This is a genomic window from Aquimarina sp. KJ22-3, assembly GCF_055808215.1.
The window spans coordinates 2,546,267-2,560,655 of the sequence record NZ_CM147859.1 but is presented as its reverse complement, the minus strand read 5'-3'; the positions used below and the strand labels follow the sequence as shown (position 1 = coordinate 2,560,655).

General features: G+C 35.9%; 17 protein-coding genes. 5 read left to right on the top strand and 12 right to left on the bottom strand.

What is annotated here, in order from left to right; genetic code table 11:
- Nucleotides 1-127 precede the first annotated feature (127 nt).
- Nucleotides 128-2,542 (top strand): alpha-ketoacid dehydrogenase subunit alpha/beta, encoded by a 2,415-nt coding sequence (locus AC0L3Q_RS11730; protein WP_473286731.1) that lies wholly within the window; start codon nt 128-130, stop codon nt 2,540-2,542.
- Nucleotides 2,543-2,556: 14 nt separating this feature from the next.
- Here the strand turns inward: AC0L3Q_RS11730 and AC0L3Q_RS11725 are convergent, their stop codons facing one another.
- From AC0L3Q_RS11725 to AC0L3Q_RS11715, 3 genes are read right to left on the bottom strand one after another with little or no spacing between them, the layout of a single operon-like run.
- The gene (locus AC0L3Q_RS11725; RefSeq protein WP_473286730.1) at nt 2,557-3,177 is read right to left on the bottom strand and encodes a hypothetical protein; all 621 of its coding nucleotides are present in this window, start codon (nt 3,175-3,177) and stop codon (nt 2,557-2,559) included.
- Nucleotides 3,178-3,235: 58 nt separating this feature from the next.
- Complete coding sequence (locus AC0L3Q_RS11720; RefSeq protein WP_473286729.1) at nt 3,236-4,012, bottom strand: hypothetical protein; 777 nt, start codon at nt 4,010-4,012, stop codon at nt 3,236-3,238.
- A gap of 39 nt (nt 4,013-4,051) precedes the next feature.
- A complete protein-coding gene (locus tag AC0L3Q_RS11715; protein WP_473286728.1) occupies nt 4,052-4,894 on the bottom strand; it encodes a 1,4-dihydroxy-2-naphthoyl-CoA synthase in 843 nt (280 codons plus the stop codon).
- A 171-nt stretch (nt 4,895-5,065) separates the two neighbouring features.
- On the opposite strand from AC0L3Q_RS11715, the gene AC0L3Q_RS11710 reads away from it, so the two are divergent.
- Entirely contained in the window at nt 5,066-5,455 is a 390-nt protein-coding gene (locus AC0L3Q_RS11710; protein ID WP_473286727.1) for a hypothetical protein, read from the top strand.
- 4 nt (nt 5,456-5,459) lie between these two features.
- Here AC0L3Q_RS11710 and AC0L3Q_RS11705 read toward each other — a convergent pair whose 3' ends face one another.
- The 7 genes from AC0L3Q_RS11705 to AC0L3Q_RS11675 form a co-directional block, all read right to left on the bottom strand.
- Nucleotides 5,460-6,416: an ion transporter gene (locus AC0L3Q_RS11705; RefSeq protein WP_473286726.1), complete on the bottom strand. Its 957-nt coding sequence runs from the start codon at nt 6,414-6,416 to the stop codon at nt 5,460-5,462.
- A gap of 134 nt (nt 6,417-6,550) precedes the next feature.
- On the bottom strand, nt 6,551-7,384 hold the full coding sequence (locus AC0L3Q_RS11700; protein WP_473286725.1) for a CvfB family protein: 834 nt from the start codon (nt 7,382-7,384) through the stop codon (nt 6,551-6,553).
- A gap of 118 nt (nt 7,385-7,502) precedes the next feature.
- On the bottom strand, nt 7,503-7,844 hold the full coding sequence (locus AC0L3Q_RS11695) for a DUF2853 family protein (protein ID WP_073313105.1): 342 nt from the start codon (nt 7,842-7,844) through the stop codon (nt 7,503-7,505).
- 103 nt (nt 7,845-7,947) lie between these two features.
- Entirely contained in the window at nt 7,948-8,226 is a 279-nt protein-coding gene (locus tag AC0L3Q_RS11690; protein WP_473286724.1) for a hypothetical protein, read from the bottom strand.
- A complete protein-coding gene (gene menD / locus AC0L3Q_RS11685) occupies nt 8,223-9,671 on the bottom strand; it encodes a 2-succinyl-5-enolpyruvyl-6-hydroxy-3-cyclohexene-1-carboxylic-acid synthase (RefSeq protein WP_473286723.1) in 1,449 nt (482 codons plus the stop codon). The genes AC0L3Q_RS11690 and menD overlap by 4 nt, the downstream gene beginning before the upstream one ends.
- Before the next feature lie 55 nt (nt 9,672-9,726).
- The gene (locus tag AC0L3Q_RS11680; protein WP_473286722.1) at nt 9,727-10,824 is read right to left on the bottom strand and encodes an isochorismate synthase; all 1,098 of its coding nucleotides are present in this window, start codon (nt 10,822-10,824) and stop codon (nt 9,727-9,729) included.
- Between the two features lies 1 nt (nt 10,825).
- The gene (locus AC0L3Q_RS11675) at nt 10,826-11,251 is read right to left on the bottom strand and encodes a PaaI family thioesterase (protein WP_473286721.1); all 426 of its coding nucleotides are present in this window, start codon (nt 11,249-11,251) and stop codon (nt 10,826-10,828) included.
- An 89-nt stretch (nt 11,252-11,340) separates the two neighbouring features.
- Between AC0L3Q_RS11675 and AC0L3Q_RS11670 the strand changes: the two genes are divergently transcribed.
- From AC0L3Q_RS11670 to AC0L3Q_RS11660, 3 genes are read left to right on the top strand one after another with little or no spacing between them, the layout of a single operon-like run.
- Nucleotides 11,341-11,907 carry a TetR/AcrR family transcriptional regulator gene (locus AC0L3Q_RS11670; RefSeq protein WP_473286720.1) on the top strand — a complete coding sequence of 189 codons (567 nt, stop codon included), beginning with the start codon at nt 11,341-11,343 and terminating at the stop codon, nt 11,905-11,907.
- A gap of 4 nt (nt 11,908-11,911) precedes the next feature.
- Nucleotides 11,912-12,763: an alpha/beta hydrolase family protein gene (locus tag AC0L3Q_RS11665; protein WP_473286719.1), complete on the top strand. Its 852-nt coding sequence runs from the start codon at nt 11,912-11,914 to the stop codon at nt 12,761-12,763.
- A 19-nt stretch (nt 12,764-12,782) separates the two neighbouring features.
- Nucleotides 12,783-13,421 carry an alpha/beta hydrolase gene (locus AC0L3Q_RS11660; protein WP_473286718.1) on the top strand — a complete coding sequence of 213 codons (639 nt, stop codon included), beginning with the start codon at nt 12,783-12,785 and terminating at the stop codon, nt 13,419-13,421.
- A gap of 10 nt (nt 13,422-13,431) precedes the next feature.
- Here the strand turns inward: AC0L3Q_RS11660 and AC0L3Q_RS11655 are convergent, their stop codons facing one another.
- Together AC0L3Q_RS11655 and AC0L3Q_RS11650 are read right to left on the bottom strand one after the other, a co-directional pair.
- Complete coding sequence (locus AC0L3Q_RS11655; RefSeq protein ID WP_473286717.1) at nt 13,432-13,815, bottom strand: nuclear transport factor 2 family protein; 384 nt, start codon at nt 13,813-13,815, stop codon at nt 13,432-13,434.
- 1 nt (nt 13,816) lies between these two features.
- Entirely contained in the window at nt 13,817-14,329 is a 513-nt protein-coding gene (locus tag AC0L3Q_RS11650; RefSeq protein WP_473286716.1) for a DinB family protein, read from the bottom strand.
- Nucleotides 14,330-14,389 lie beyond the last annotated feature (60 nt).

Below are 14,389 nucleotides of genomic sequence, written 5' to 3'. Positions count from 1 at the left end.
TCTCAAAAACAATAATTCATCAACAAAATATCAATTTAACTGAGATATACTCAAAAAATTTAAGAGTATCGGTCTTGCAAATGGTCAGCATTTTAACTAAATTTGCAAACCTTTAAACGTCGTTCGTATGCAATCTGAAACTGTTACTACATCAAATATTTCATTTGAAGAATATAGAAGTCAAATCCTTAGAGACTATAAAATCGCACTTATAAGTAGAGAGTGTAGTCTTCTTGGGCGACGAGAAGTATTAACAGGAAAATCAAAGTTTGGAATTTTTGGTGGTGGAAAAGAATTACCACAACTTGCCATGGCAAGGGTATTTAAAGATGGTGACTTCCGATCAGGATATTATCGTGACCAAACTTTTATGATGGCTATCGACAAATATTCGATAGAGCAATTCTTTGCTGGATTATACGCACACACCGATATAGAAAAAGAGCCTTTTGCTGCAGGTAGACAAATGGGTGGTCACTTTGCCACACATAGTTTGAACGAAGATGGTAGCTGGAAAAATCTTACTCAGCAAAAGAATTCAAGTTCTGACATCTCTCCTACTGCTGGACAAATGCCTAGACTTTTGGGATTAGCCCAAGCCTCGAAGGTATTTCGTAATGAAAAAAGCGTAGCTGATTTCAAAAACTTTTCCATCGATGGTAATGAAGTAGCATGGGGAACGATCGGAAACGCAAGTACAAGTGAAGGTCTTTTTTGGGAAACCATTAATGCCGCTGGAGTACTGCAAGTACCTATGGTGATTAGTATTTGGGATGATGAGTACGGAATCTCTGTACATGCAAAACACCAAACCACTAAAGAAGATATTTCTTTAATTTTAGAGGGCTTTAGACGCACCGAGGATTTAGCAGGATATGAAATCATCAAAGTAAAAGGTTGGGACTACCCTGCTCTTATGGATGCTTATGAAACTGCAGATGAGATCGCAAGAGAAAAGCATATCCCTGTAATTATACACGTAACCGAACTTACACAACCTCAAGGGCATTCTACTTCAGGATCTCATGAGCGCTACAAAAGTGAAGAACGCCTAAACTGGGAAAGAGAGCACGATTGTAACAAAAAGTTCAAAGAGTGGATCATAGACCACAATATTGCTACTGCAGAAGAAATGCTGGATCTTGAGAAAACGGCTAAAAAAGAAGTTCGTCAAGGAAAAACAGCAGCTTGGAATGCGTATATATCTGAAATCAAATCAGAACAACAAGAAGCATTACAACAACTGAAAGCTGTAGAAGCAAAAAGTGCTAACAAAAACTTTATCACTCCATTAGTAAATGCGCTTGCTTCAAAAGAAGAGCCAATACGTAAGGATATTCTTGAAGCTACTAGAAAAGCCTTAAGATATGTTGTAAAAGAAAACTTTGCAGAAAAAATGGCACTGCAACAATGGGTAAATACTTATATAGATAAAATCCAGCCTAAGTATAGCGATCACTTGTATAATGATTTTGAATCCAAAGTCACCAATATTGAAGAGGTACTACCAGAATATCAGGATAATACTGAAACAGTAGATGGAAGAGTGATTATACGTGATAACTTTGAGCAAATTTTTAATAGAGTTCCTGAAGCATTAATCTTTGGAGAAGATAGTGGTAAGATTGGTGATGTAAATCAGGGATTAGAAGGACTTCAGGAAAAATTCGGAGAAATACGAATCTCTGATGCTGGTATTCGAGAAGCCACAATTATTGGACAAGGAATCGGTATGGCAATGCGAGGCCTGCGTCCTATCGCAGAAATTCAATACCTGGATTATATTCTGTATTGTGTACAAGGATTAAGTGATGATCTTGCTACATTGCGTTACAGAACATTTGCAAAGCAAAAAGCTCCTTTGATTGTAAGAACCAGAGGACACCGATTAGAAGGTATATGGCATTCTGGATCACAAATGGGAGGATTAATCCATTTACTAAGAGGTATCCATATTTTGGTTCCTAGAAATATGACAAAAGCAGCTGGTTTCTACAACACTTTATTAGAGAGTGACGAACCTGCAGTAGTGGTTGAGTGTTTGAATGGATATCGATTAAAAGAAAAGATGCCTTCGAACCTATCCGAAATCAGAACGCCTATCGGAGTTGTTGAAACTGTGAAAGAAGGAACAGATATCACATTAGTATCATACGGATCTACACTAAGATTAGTTGAGCAAGCTGCAAAAGAATTGCTTACGGTAGGCATTAATGCCGAAGTAATAGATGTACAATCCTTACTTCCTTTCGATTTGAATCACGATATCGTAAAGAGTGTTGCCAAGACCAATCGACTATTAATCATAGACGAAGACGTACCTGGAGGTGCTACAGGGTATATATTGCACAAACTGATCGATGAGCAAAATATTTATGCCCATCTAGACAGTAAACCCCAAACGCTAAGTGCACAGCCACATCGACCTGCCTTTGGAACTGATGGAGATTATTTTAGTAAACCATCTACCGAAGATATTTTCGAAAAGGTATACGATATCATGAACGAGGTAGATCCTAATTCATATCCACAGCTTAGATAAAAAGAGTAAAAGTTTTACTGAAAGTCTTCTATTTTAATACGTTTACCATCTTTGTATGATATCACAAACACACGTTTGTCATACATACCGGATTGTATCAAGGTTTTTCTAAAATCCTGAGCCTCAGATAAGGTTTCAAAAATACCAAGACTTAACTTATACAACGAAGTATCACTGTATACCAAAGTATTTGTATATTTTTCTGAAATAGAAGCTATTTTACCATCTACTAAGGCCTTTACCTGTACAGAATACACCGTATCCTTATTGATCAAACTTCTATAGAGATACATATCTTTGATATCTTTTATCTCTTGTTTTTGTTTTTTCAATACGGCCAGTTCACTTTTTACAGCGTCCAATTCATTCTGAAGCAAGGATAACTCTTCACTCCTATTGATCTCGACCGCAGCTAATTCATTATTTTTATTTGAATAAAATGCGTTGGCAACTAGAAATATTGCTAGAAGTAGTAACACTAAAGAAAAAGAACCAAACATTCGATTAGAATATTTACTTTTCTTTAATTTTTCGGTCTCGGCGTCCAACAAGTCTTCAAGTTTCTTTTGCTTGATTTCTGCCTTTTCTATTTGATAATGTAATGACAAAAGATCTTCGTCTTTCATAACCTTCATGACTGGGGTAGTTTAATGGGGTTTCAACAAAATTGTATCGCACATATTTACACCACGCTTAAGGGAGTTTCTTCTGAGTAATACTGTAAACAACACCATTATTAGTTTCTAATACAAAAACTTGTTTCTTTTTTATAATTCTTTGAAACGCTTTTAATGGAAACCCATTAGAAATTTGATTGATATCATCAACCCGAACCCTTGCTTTATCGTCAAGTTCTAAAATTCTGGACTTAGAATTCTGGTTATTAATATAATAATTATTATATAAATAATACAACGTATCGCCATCTTTGTCGATATCATACTCCGCTTCACCGAATTCTTTAGCCTTCATTACCGCTTTTCTGCCTTCATAAAACTCTATAAAATCGGCTTCAATAAATTTAGCATCATTACTTTCATAAGCTTTTGTGATATAGCAGTATATTCTTTCAAACTTCAATGTACCTTCTTCTTGAATAGAATCTAATGCCTCCTGACCATTTGCCCCTTCACCATTGTTTTGATTTTGATACGCAGCAACATCCTCCTTTAATTTGTGAAGCGCTTTTTTAAGGGAATCGTTGGTGACTAGCAACTTTTGGATTTCTTCAGAATTATCTTCATTAAGTCCAGAAGCGAATATTTTATCCTTTTTGACCAGGTAAAACCCCGCCCCAGCCGTAATCAACAACAACAGAACAATTAGAACAAAATATAAATTCCGAACGGTTTTACTTTTGTCCAAATCCTTAGAAATAGACCCCAGTCGATCTTCTAATTGTTGTTGCTTGATATCAGTCTTCTCGATCTGATAATGCATCGATAATAATTCCTCTTCTTTTTTATCCATTTCCCCTAATCTTTATGTTTCAACCCCTACGATACCTTTTTATGGTATCCACTTTACATTTTTAAAGTCTGGTTTACGTTTTTCCAGAAAAGCATTTCTACCCTCTTTTGCTTCTTCAGTCATATATGCTAATCGTGTTGCTTCTCCTGCAAAAACTTGTTGCCCTACCATACCATCATCTGTAAGGTTCATCGCAAATTTCAGCATTTTTATAGAAGTAGGTGATTTCTCCAGTATCTCTTGTGCCCATTGATAGGCTGTATCCTCAAGTTCATCATGAGGAATCACAGCATTTACCATTCCCATTTCATAAGCATCTTGAGCAGTGTAATTTCTTCCTAGAAAGAAAATTTCTCTAGCTTTCTTTTGCCCAACCATTTTGGCAAGGTAAGCAGAGCCATACCCACCATCAAAACTAGTTACATCCGCATCCGTTTGTTTAAAAATCGCATGTTCTTTACTGGCTAATGTAAGATCACATACTACGTGCAAACTATGTCCTCCTCCTACTGCCCAACCCGGCACTACCGCTATAACAACCTTTGGCATAAAACGAATCAATCGCTGTACTTCCAGAATATTCAATCGGTGCATCCCATCTTCACCCACATATCCCTGATGACCTCTAGCCTTTTGATCTCCTCCACTACAAAATGAATATACACCATCTTTGGTAGAAGGACCTTCTGCAGAAAGTAATACCACTCCTATCGAAGTGTCTTCTTGTGCGTCGTAAAATGCATCATACAATTCACTTGTAGTATTAGGTCTGAAAGCATTACGCACATTAGGTCTGTTAAAAGCAATGCGAGCAACACCATCACATTTTTTATAGGTTATATCTTTATATTCTTTTGCGGTTTTCCAGTCTATTGAACTCATTAATTTATTTTTTATCTTTCAAAAATAATACAATAAAGCTTATTCATCTCTATTATTTATCAGCTAAATCAATCAAAAAAATGATAAAAACACGGATTCTATCTAGAATTTAGCATAGTTTTTGATGATCTTTTATAGAATAGCATATATATTTACAACATGAAGACTTTGATGATATTATTATTTGGAGGTATTGGATGCCTATCTTTTGGACAAGAAATTGAGATTAAAACTATTTCTTTTGAGAGACTTAGTGAACCCATTTCCTTAATACAAAAGGAAGACCCATCTCAAAAATATCAATTAATGGAAGTCAATCTCACTGTAGATGTACGACAACAGGCGTTACGCAAAAGCGCTCCTATACTAGAACTGCCAAAGGAGCAGTTCATCGCGCCTTTGTATAACGTTTCTATTCCCCAACCCAGAGCATTTTCTTTACGAGTTTCGGGTAGCGGATTCAACAACACCCAAAACAATGGCGGTGTAAAAAATATAGCCTACAAGGATGCAGGCTTTTATAGTGGTGCTTTCTGCCCTATTACAGGTTTAGCATACTAAGAAATTATCTCGATTTCCCGTTGGTATACTCATATGCTTTACCAATCAAAGGGACTTCTTTACGTTCCTGATCATATAAATGGGTTAGTACACTTAGTTCTTCTTTTATTCCGTCTACCTTATCAATCAGCAAATGAATTTCGTCCTTTAAATTGGTACCGTCCTCTTTGTTTTTGCGTTTCACTTTTGCTTTTAATTCAGTTTCTGCCTTCATCTCATCCATACCGTTCATTATCACACCAATAAATAGATTCAAGACAATCATGGTTCCTATAAGTACAAAAGAAACAAAGAACATGGCTGCCAAAATAGGCGATCCACTTGGATTGGTACACAAAGCTTCGTTTCCTCCATATCCATAGTTATCACACCCGTACATATTGATATACATGATATCTGTCCAATCCTCCAGAGTGATTACCCGAAACAAAGACAAGATGGCCATTTGTAAATTCTCGAAGTGAATAGGGTCATTCGCCCCAAACAAAAACACTGCCATTGCTCCATAGATATAGAACAGCAACCCCAATAACAAACTTATATACGCCATAGAAGGAATACTACGCAACAATGCCCCAACTATGAGTTGCAATTCTGGAAGTGCAGTAACGAGTTTAAAAACCCTAAGTATTCTAATTAATCGTAATACAGGAAGGAATTCTGCACTGTCTCCCAAAAATGGACCTGCATAACAAGCTACAACAATGAAGAAGTCGAATAAATTCCAGGCATCTTTAAAATAGTTCTGAGGTTGATTTCCTTCGGCGGTAATCTTTATAACTACTTCTATCGTAAAAATAATGAGGATTAACCAATCGAGTGCATCAATAATTGGTGTCCACTGCATCACTTTATCGCCGTAGGTTTGTATACCAACTAAAACTCCGGCAAGAATAATTACTGTAATAATGAATTGTTGAAACCACCTGGAATCGGCGATTCGTTTGCAAAATGCAACCATGGGTATAAAAGGTTAAGTTAGTGACTATATATTTGAGGATATAAATTTAATAAAATAATTGACTTTAAGCCGATTACCCACAATTGCATACCACTCTTAAAACAAACTTAACTTTACGATATTTAAATTTCAGGTCATTCTACAATCCGTATCCCATCTTTTTCGATGGTTATTTTCCTAGCTTTATAAAGAGCCCCTATTGCTTTTTTGAAACTTTTCTTGCTCAATTGAAAAACTTCTTTAATATCCTCCGGAGCAGACTTATCATTGATATCAATAAACCCTCCACTAGCTCTTAACTCCTTTAGGATTTGTTCGGCATTTGGCTCTATGCTACGATAACCATGTCTTTGAAGGGTAAGATCAATTTTACCGTCGGGACGCACTTTTTTTACAAAGCCTTTCATCTGGTCTCCTACGGTCATCTTTTGAAAAATCTCATCTTCATACACCAACCCTAGATGTTTTTGATTTACAATCATATTCCAACCTTGTGGAGAAGGGTGAGACGCAATTAAATCCACCTCATCATAAGAAGATAATAACACAAGAGAGTTATCCAAGTATTTTTTGGTCTTGCTAGAACCCACTAATCGATTGGTTTCTTCATCCAAATAGATATACACCAGGTACCAACCTCCTGCTTTCATTTTGAATGCTTGTTCTTTAAAAGGAACAAAAAGATCTTTCTCTAATCCCCAATCTAAAAAGGCACCAATATCGGATACACTTGTGCACTTCAGATATGCAAAGGTATTGAGTGTACCATAGGGCTCTAGAGTAGTCGAAACAATACGCTCGGAGCTATCCAAATACACAAAAACTTTAATCTCATCTCCTATTTCAAATTCTTCCGGAACATATTTATTCGGAAGTAATACTTCATTCCCATCATCGTCACCAAGAAATAATCCCGGCTCACGATCTCTCAAAATTTTAAGCGTATTATATACTCCTAAGTTTAGCATTGTATTCTATATTTTGTGCAAAGATAATTTTTAAAAGCGCTTTTTCGCTATTAAAACAAAACAATAAGGGTGAATCGTTACTCGACCCACCCTTATCTCTAAAGCAAAGTATTAATTTTTAGTTGTAGATTGCTTCTTTACCAAAATGCTTGGTTAAAAGATAGTATACTACAGCTCTGTATTTATTGCGGTTTGATTTACCGTACTGCTCAATCACTGAAGCAATAGCTTCATCTAATTTAGGTCCATCAGCAAGACCTAATTTTTTGATCAAAAAGTTCTTCTTTACAGTATCTAACTCACTTTGATCACTTCCTGATACTGTAGCAGCATCAGCATTATAGATAGATGGCCCACATCCGATAGTAACTTTGGTTAATAAATCCATATCTGGTGTTTGACCAATTTTGTCTTTAATGTCCGCAGCATACTTAGCGATTAATTCGTCTCTTTTACTCATAAGATGATAATGTTTTAGGTTTTTAGTTATTTTAATTTGTTTCTCAAATATAGATGAATATTAAATGAATAAATATTCTTTAAAGTATATTAAAGGCCAAATATTAGACAAAACACCTAAAATAATCGATTAACGTACTATCATTTTCTTTTCTAGGTGTAAAAATCTCGAGTAGCTGGGGTTTGCTGTCGTTTTCATATAGCTGTTGAATACTTGCAATGGTATCATTTAATGTATCCGCCTTGTGATATTCAAATCCAAACATGGCACACAAGTGTTCTGCAGATAGACCATGAGTAGTCTCAAAGTATGTACTAAAGTTAACACTTTCTTCTTTACCAGGCAAGATCCTAAAAATCCCTCCTCCATCATTATTAATCAAAATAATTTTGAAGTTTGCCGGGATGTGATCGTTCCACAATGCATTACTATCGTAAAAAAACTGAGATCTCCAGAAATCAAAGTCGTTGGAGTGTTAGTTACTGCAGCCGCTCCAATAGCGGTAGAAGTGCTCCCATCTATCCCACTAGTCCCTCTATTACAAAATACCTGATATGAAGGTTTTAAAGAGAATAATTGTGCATAGCGTACTGTAGAACTATTGCTTAGCTGCACCATTTGACCTTCGGGAATATGATCAAAAATCACTTCGAACGCTTTAAGATCAGTAAATTTTATTTGTTCCAGATATGCTTGATGTCGCTCTCTTCTTTGATCCCGAATGGCTATCCAGGATTGCTTATAATCTCCATTTACATTTTTTGTTTCTGTCAAAAAGGTTTCAAAAAAGTTATTAGGAGTTAGTTTTATATGTTCTGCCAAACAGAAATAAGTGTCAAAAGCTTTTTTCTCATCAATATGCCAATGTGCCTTAGGTTGATATTCCCTTAAAAAAGCCTTGATTCTTTTGGACACTACCATTCCTCCTACCGTCAACAATATATCGGGATGCAATTGCTCAAACTCCTCTTCAGACAAAGAGGTGATCAACTGATCAATACAATTTACATGGGAGTCATGATGTATGTTGGATGTGGTTTCGGTTAACACGAGCACCGAAGGATCATTAGCAAAATGTTCGATCCACTGTTGTTCTATGACTCCAGGAGAGTTTACTCCTATAAGAATCATTTTTCTTTTGGAAGTATTCCATAATTCGAGCATCTCATCCTGAAGGGTTTCTGAAATATGATGCTGCGGAAATTCTACAGGTATATTTTTTGGTATAACTATTGGTTCCTCTAATCGATCATACAAAGGCTCATAAAAAGGAACGTTAATATGTACCGGACCTTTTTTCTCTATAGCTTTGTTTAAAGCCAGATTAATTTCTCTTTCGTTATGCTTTTGGGCTTCCCGCTGTTTCTGTCGTACTTTAGAATCTTTAATTTCGGTTTCTGCAACCACTTCAGAATATAAATTAGCAGAATATAAAATATGATTCTCAAAAACATTTTTTTGACGAATGGTCTGCCCGTCTCCAATATCTATTCGTTCGATAGGGCGATCCGCACTTAGCACTACTAGCGGGATATCACTATAAAAAGCTTCTGAAATTGCAGGATAGTAATTTAACAATGCACTTCCAGAGGTACACACAAGTGCTACCGGCTTTTTTATCTGCTGTGCAATCCCCAAAGCAAAGAAAGCAGCACAACGTTCATCCACAATGCTATAGCACTTCATAGTTGGGTTTTCGGTAAAACCAATAATTAATGGAGCATTACGAGATCCTGGAGAAATTACAATATGATGAACACCTTTGGCTTCGCATAGCGCCACAACACTTTGCGCTAAAGGAATTTTTGAATAAAAACGTCTTTTCATTTGATGAGCTAAAATACAACATCAAACCAATCTAACCCAACCTTTTGATACGAATTTAAAACAGCACCTTTTTCATGGTTTCGGTTTTGCGCACCGTCTCCTCCCATTCTTTTTCCGGATCAGAATCTTTGGTTACTCCTCCTCCAACATACAAGTCAACCTCGTTACCATTAAGTTGCATACAACGTAGATTTACATACATATCAGATATCACCTTCCCTTTGCTATCCTTCATATGTAGCTCTCCAAGAAATCCGGTATAATATTCTCTACTATACCCTTCATTTTGTAAAATAAACTCTTTCGCATCATTTTTGGGTAAACCACAAACTGCTGGTGTAGGATGTAATATAGACAACACATCCTTTAGCCCTGATTTTTCCGGAATTAAATCTCCTTTTATATCTGTTCTAAGGTGCAATAAAGTTCCTGCTTTGTGCGTATAGGTTTTTGAAGAAATAATGTCATTTGCGATCCCGGATAATTGTTCTAGAATAAACGAAGTGACCATCTCTTGTTCTTCAAGCTCTTTATTCCCCCAGTTCACCTGCTCTGTAGATTGGTATGGCAGTGTTCCCGCCAATGCCATAGTAGAAAACTTATTTTCTTTACTATAGAGCAATGTCTCCGGGGTAGCTCCTAACCAAATGCCAACTTTCGGGTGGTACCACAAATACACAAATGCATCATCATAAGAATTGATTAGGCGTTTGAATAATAACAAAGGATTAAAAACTTCTTCACCTACAACAACCTCTTTTCTAGACAAAACCACTTTCTTAAAAGCACCTGTCTTAATTACATCAATTCCTTTTTGTACTAATTGCTTATGTTTATTTTTCTGTTCTTCAGACCAAGAAATTTTTATTTCCTGCTTTTTTGCATAGAATACATCTTCATCTACTACCGGTAACTCAGTAAGTGGTATAGTAATATGTTTACAAACATCCAGCGGAAGTAAAATTGCCTTTTTACTCTGATCAAAAGGAGAGAAAACAAATCCAGACTCCTGATAATTTGCCACCTCATAGATCGTATCATTTTCTTGAAGCAAAACGTTAAGATGCTTCGCTCCTTGTTTTTTATATAAAACCAAGGGCAGGTTTTGGCTCAAATGTTCTTCGATACCAGCAAATTCTGGATGCACATTCATATTACTTTGATTTTGGCAATGCGATAGTGGACAACTTTACAACAGAAATCAAATTTCCTTCCTCATCCCTTATTTTAATATCCCAGAGCTGGGTAGTTCTCCCCTTATGTACAATTTCGGCACGTCCAAACACATATCCTTCTTTTACACTTTTTACATGGTTTGCAGATATCTCAAGTCCTCGTATAAAAAAATCCTTTGCATTGAGAAAAATGTACGAAGCCGCACTACCCACGCTTTCTGCTAGCGCAACCATCGCTCCTCCATGTAATACTCCATCGGGTTGATGAACCTTTGAGGTAACCGGCATTTTAGCCACCAAATAATCCTCACCTACCTCGCAAAAGGAAATTTCCAGGGTTTCCATAAGGGTATTTTTGCACATTCTTGCGCATTGTTCGAGTATCTCTGATTCTGTGAATTTCATAAAAACGAAGTATTATACAGCAAAAATATGTAATGACTTTAAATTATTCTAACTATATTTGATTATTATTTTAACGAACGTTCAATAAAATGCCAAAAGTAAAAACATCCAAAGCTGAAGTTCTAAAAAAGGTCATTCCGGTACTTAGAGCACGTGGTGTACAAAATAGTAGCATGAGCGAATTGTCTAAAGCTTGCCAGATTCAGAAATCACATTTCTATTACTATTTCAGCAATAAAGACGAACTGATTAAAGAAGTACTAGCTACGGTACATAGTTACTTTCATCATAATTTGTTCAAAATCATAGACGATCCTTCTATGAGCATCGAAGAAAAAATTGTAAAAATGAAAACGCTGATGTTCAAAATCTTTCAAGTTTCGGATGGTGGGTGTATTATGGCGAATACTGCTTTAGAAACCATACACCTCGACCCTATTTACAAAAAAGAGATCCAATCTTTCTTTCAAGATTTTATTTCCGGGATTGAACGTTTACTACAACAATCTCAGTACGATGCTAATGAGGCCAAAGAACTCGCAGAACAAATGGTACAAGATATAGAAGGTGGGATTTTGCTGATGCAAGTCTACGATGATTCCAAATACCTAGATAAAGCCATACAAAGAATGGAGAAAATTATCCTTAAAAAATAATCTAATGGATTCTTACACACTACGATCTTTTGACAACTACCCTATATCCGTACATGAATTTGTTCCAGAAACTCCTAATAATATCACTATTGTTTTTGCTCCTGCAGTAGCTGTTCCTCAAAAATTCTATTTCAGCTTAGCAAAAGAACTGGCACAAAAAGGATGTAATGTATTCACTTTTGATTATCGCGGTATTGGCTTTTCTAAATCCAAAACATTACAATCCATAAAAAGTGACGGATATTTCTCCTGGGCAGGAGATTTCAAAGAAGTTTCAAAACACGCAAAAGAAGAATACCCTGAAAACAAACAATATCTAATCGGACATAGTTATGGAGGAAACAGCATTGGTTTTAGTGATGCTCATCAATATTATGATAAGTATTTAACCATTGCTTCTCAGTATGGATATTACAAGCACTTCAAGCTTAAAATGAGACTTTTGATACTTCTCAATTTTGGGCTTTTTGTACCCTTAACCACTTCTGTTTTGGGATATTATCCGTCAAAATGGTTTGGACTGGGAGAATCCTTAACCACACAAGTAGCAAAGGATTGGGCAAAGTTCTTGTTGCACCCTGATTCGATGTTACATTTTACCAAACAAAATAAAGTCACTCATTACGAACATATTAAAGATCAGATGCTATTGGTAAGTATAGAGGATGATCTTTTTGCTCCCAAAAAATCTGTAGATATTTTGGGAGATAAAGTATATCAAAATGCCTCGGTAACCCGCAAACATCTCATACCATCTCAATACAATTTGAGGGCTATCGGGCATTTTGATTTTTTTAGAAAGAAAAACCGGGATATCTTGTGGCCCATTGTATATGATTGGTTCGAATTACATTAAAAAACTTACTTTCTATCCTATGAATCCAGAAGAAAAATCAGCTGTTTACCAAACTACAAACTCTTACTCTACACTAAATCAATTTACTAGTACTACAAAAAATGTTTGGTTGGTTTTTCATGGGATTGGATATCTAAGTAGATATTTCATTAAATTATTCGAAAGCCTGGATAGTACCGAAAACTATATTATTGCACCGCAGGCACCTTCAAAATATTATAAAGGTAACACCTACAACAAAGTAGGTTCGAGTTGGCTTACCAAAGAAAATACCAAAGTCGAGACTATAAACGTATTAAACTATATAGATGCTGTAATGCAAGAGGAAGATATTCCAGAAAATGCTAACCTAATTGTTTTGGGATATTCTCAAGGCGTTAGTATCGCTAGCAGATGGATCGCAAGCAGAAAAATATCTTGTGCAGCTTTTGCAATAGTATCTGGTGGTTTTCCTAGAGAGCTAGGTCCAGATGATTTTGATTTTTTAACCCCTACCACTGAAATAGTGCACATTTTGGGAGAAAAAGATCCCTATTATGAAGAAGACAAGGTCCAAGTAGAAAAGAATAGATTAGAACGTATTTTTCCTGAAATTCAATTCCACATGCATAGCGGCGGGCATGAATTAGACCCTAATACCCTATCTCTAATACTATAAATCTAACTTTTTATTTCGTTTTCTTGATATCCTCTATAGCCTGACGACTGTGTACAGTATCATAAATGATCGTCAATTTTTCTATTTTATTTTCTGGCGATAATTCAATAATATCAACCACCTTAAATTGAACAGTTTCTCCATTGCTAATCTCCCAATAGTAATCAAAAAGCAGAGAAATACGATTGGTATCTTCTTCATAAAATAAACCATCGAACCTAAGTATAGAACGGTTGGTGTCATTTTTCAAAACCGTATAAAAGTCTCTCGCAGACTTTGTACCATATAAAGGTGAGACTACGGTACCATTATCGGTAAACAATTCAACGATCTGATCTATATCTCCATTTTGCAAAAAGTCGAGGTAATTATGGGCAACTTCTTCTTTGGTCATTTTAAAGGTATTTCTCGTTAATCACTTCCAAATGATGTCTTTGATGTCCCGCCAAAATATAACCCAATGCCCTTGCACTCATAGGGCTATCACTTGCTGTTCCTATAAATTGCAACATCTCTTCGGTAAAATTCTTATACATAGTAATAGAACTGTTACGTACTGCTTCATAATCTTCTATGATACCATTCTTTGTTATGTGCTTTGCATTAGAATTTGGTACATATACATCCTGATCAAAACCAGCCAAAGGCGTATTGTCTTTGCGAGCAAATCTTAATGCTCGATATGCAAATATTCTTTCAGAATCAATCAAATGTAGTAACACTTCGGCCACAGTCCACTTTCCTTCTGCATAGGCAAAAGCTAGTTTTTCATCAGGCAAAACGCTCACAAAATCAATAAATTCAGTTTTACCCGCTTTCAATCCCTCAACGATATCAGGAAATTCTGCTTTTTCAATGTACGCGCCATAGTAAGGGTGGTATTCTTCTTTACGGAGTTGGGATATCATAGTATGTAATTAAAATGAGGTAGAAATTTAATCATTCCTACCTCACTTCTAAAAAAACTT

Coding starts and splice junctions, on each gene's coding strand:
- AC0L3Q_RS11730 (WP_473286731.1), top strand. CDS start 128: ATGCAATCTGAAACTGTTACTACATCAAATATTTCATTTGAAGAATAT.
- AC0L3Q_RS11725 (WP_473286730.1), bottom strand. CDS start 3,177: ATGAAGGTTATGAAAGACGAAGATCTTTTGTCATTACATTATCAAATA.
- AC0L3Q_RS11720 (WP_473286729.1), bottom strand. CDS start 4,012: ATGGATAAAAAAGAAGAGGAATTATTATCGATGCATTATCAGATCGAG.
- AC0L3Q_RS11715 (WP_473286728.1), bottom strand. CDS start 4,894: ATGAGTTCAATAGACTGGAAAACCGCAAAAGAATATAAAGATATAACC.
- AC0L3Q_RS11710 (WP_473286727.1), top strand. CDS start 5,066: ATGATATTATTATTTGGAGGTATTGGATGCCTATCTTTTGGACAAGAA.
- AC0L3Q_RS11705 (WP_473286726.1), bottom strand. CDS start 6,416: ATGGTTGCATTTTGCAAACGAATCGCCGATTCCAGGTGGTTTCAACAA.
- AC0L3Q_RS11700 (WP_473286725.1), bottom strand. CDS start 7,384: ATGCTAAACTTAGGAGTATATAATACGCTTAAAATTTTGAGAGATCGT.
- AC0L3Q_RS11695 (WP_073313105.1), bottom strand. CDS start 7,844: ATGAGTAAAAGAGACGAATTAATCGCTAAGTATGCTGCGGACATTAAA.
- menD (WP_473286723.1), bottom strand. CDS start 9,671: ATGAAAAGACGTTTTTATTCAAAAATTCCTTTAGCGCAAAGTGTTGTG.
- AC0L3Q_RS11680 (WP_473286722.1), bottom strand. CDS start 10,824: ATGAATGTGCATCCAGAATTTGCTGGTATCGAAGAACATTTGAGCCAA.
- AC0L3Q_RS11675 (WP_473286721.1), bottom strand. CDS start 11,251: ATGAAATTCACAGAATCAGAGATACTCGAACAATGCGCAAGAATGTGC.
- AC0L3Q_RS11670 (WP_473286720.1), top strand. CDS start 11,341: ATGCCAAAAGTAAAAACATCCAAAGCTGAAGTTCTAAAAAAGGTCATT.
- AC0L3Q_RS11665 (WP_473286719.1), top strand. CDS start 11,912: ATGGATTCTTACACACTACGATCTTTTGACAACTACCCTATATCCGTA.
- AC0L3Q_RS11660 (WP_473286718.1), top strand. CDS start 12,783: ATGAATCCAGAAGAAAAATCAGCTGTTTACCAAACTACAAACTCTTAC.
- AC0L3Q_RS11655 (WP_473286717.1), bottom strand. CDS start 13,815: ATGACCAAAGAAGAAGTTGCCCATAATTACCTCGACTTTTTGCAAAAT.
- AC0L3Q_RS11650 (WP_473286716.1), bottom strand. CDS start 14,329: ATGATATCCCAACTCCGTAAAGAAGAATACCACCCTTACTATGGCGCG.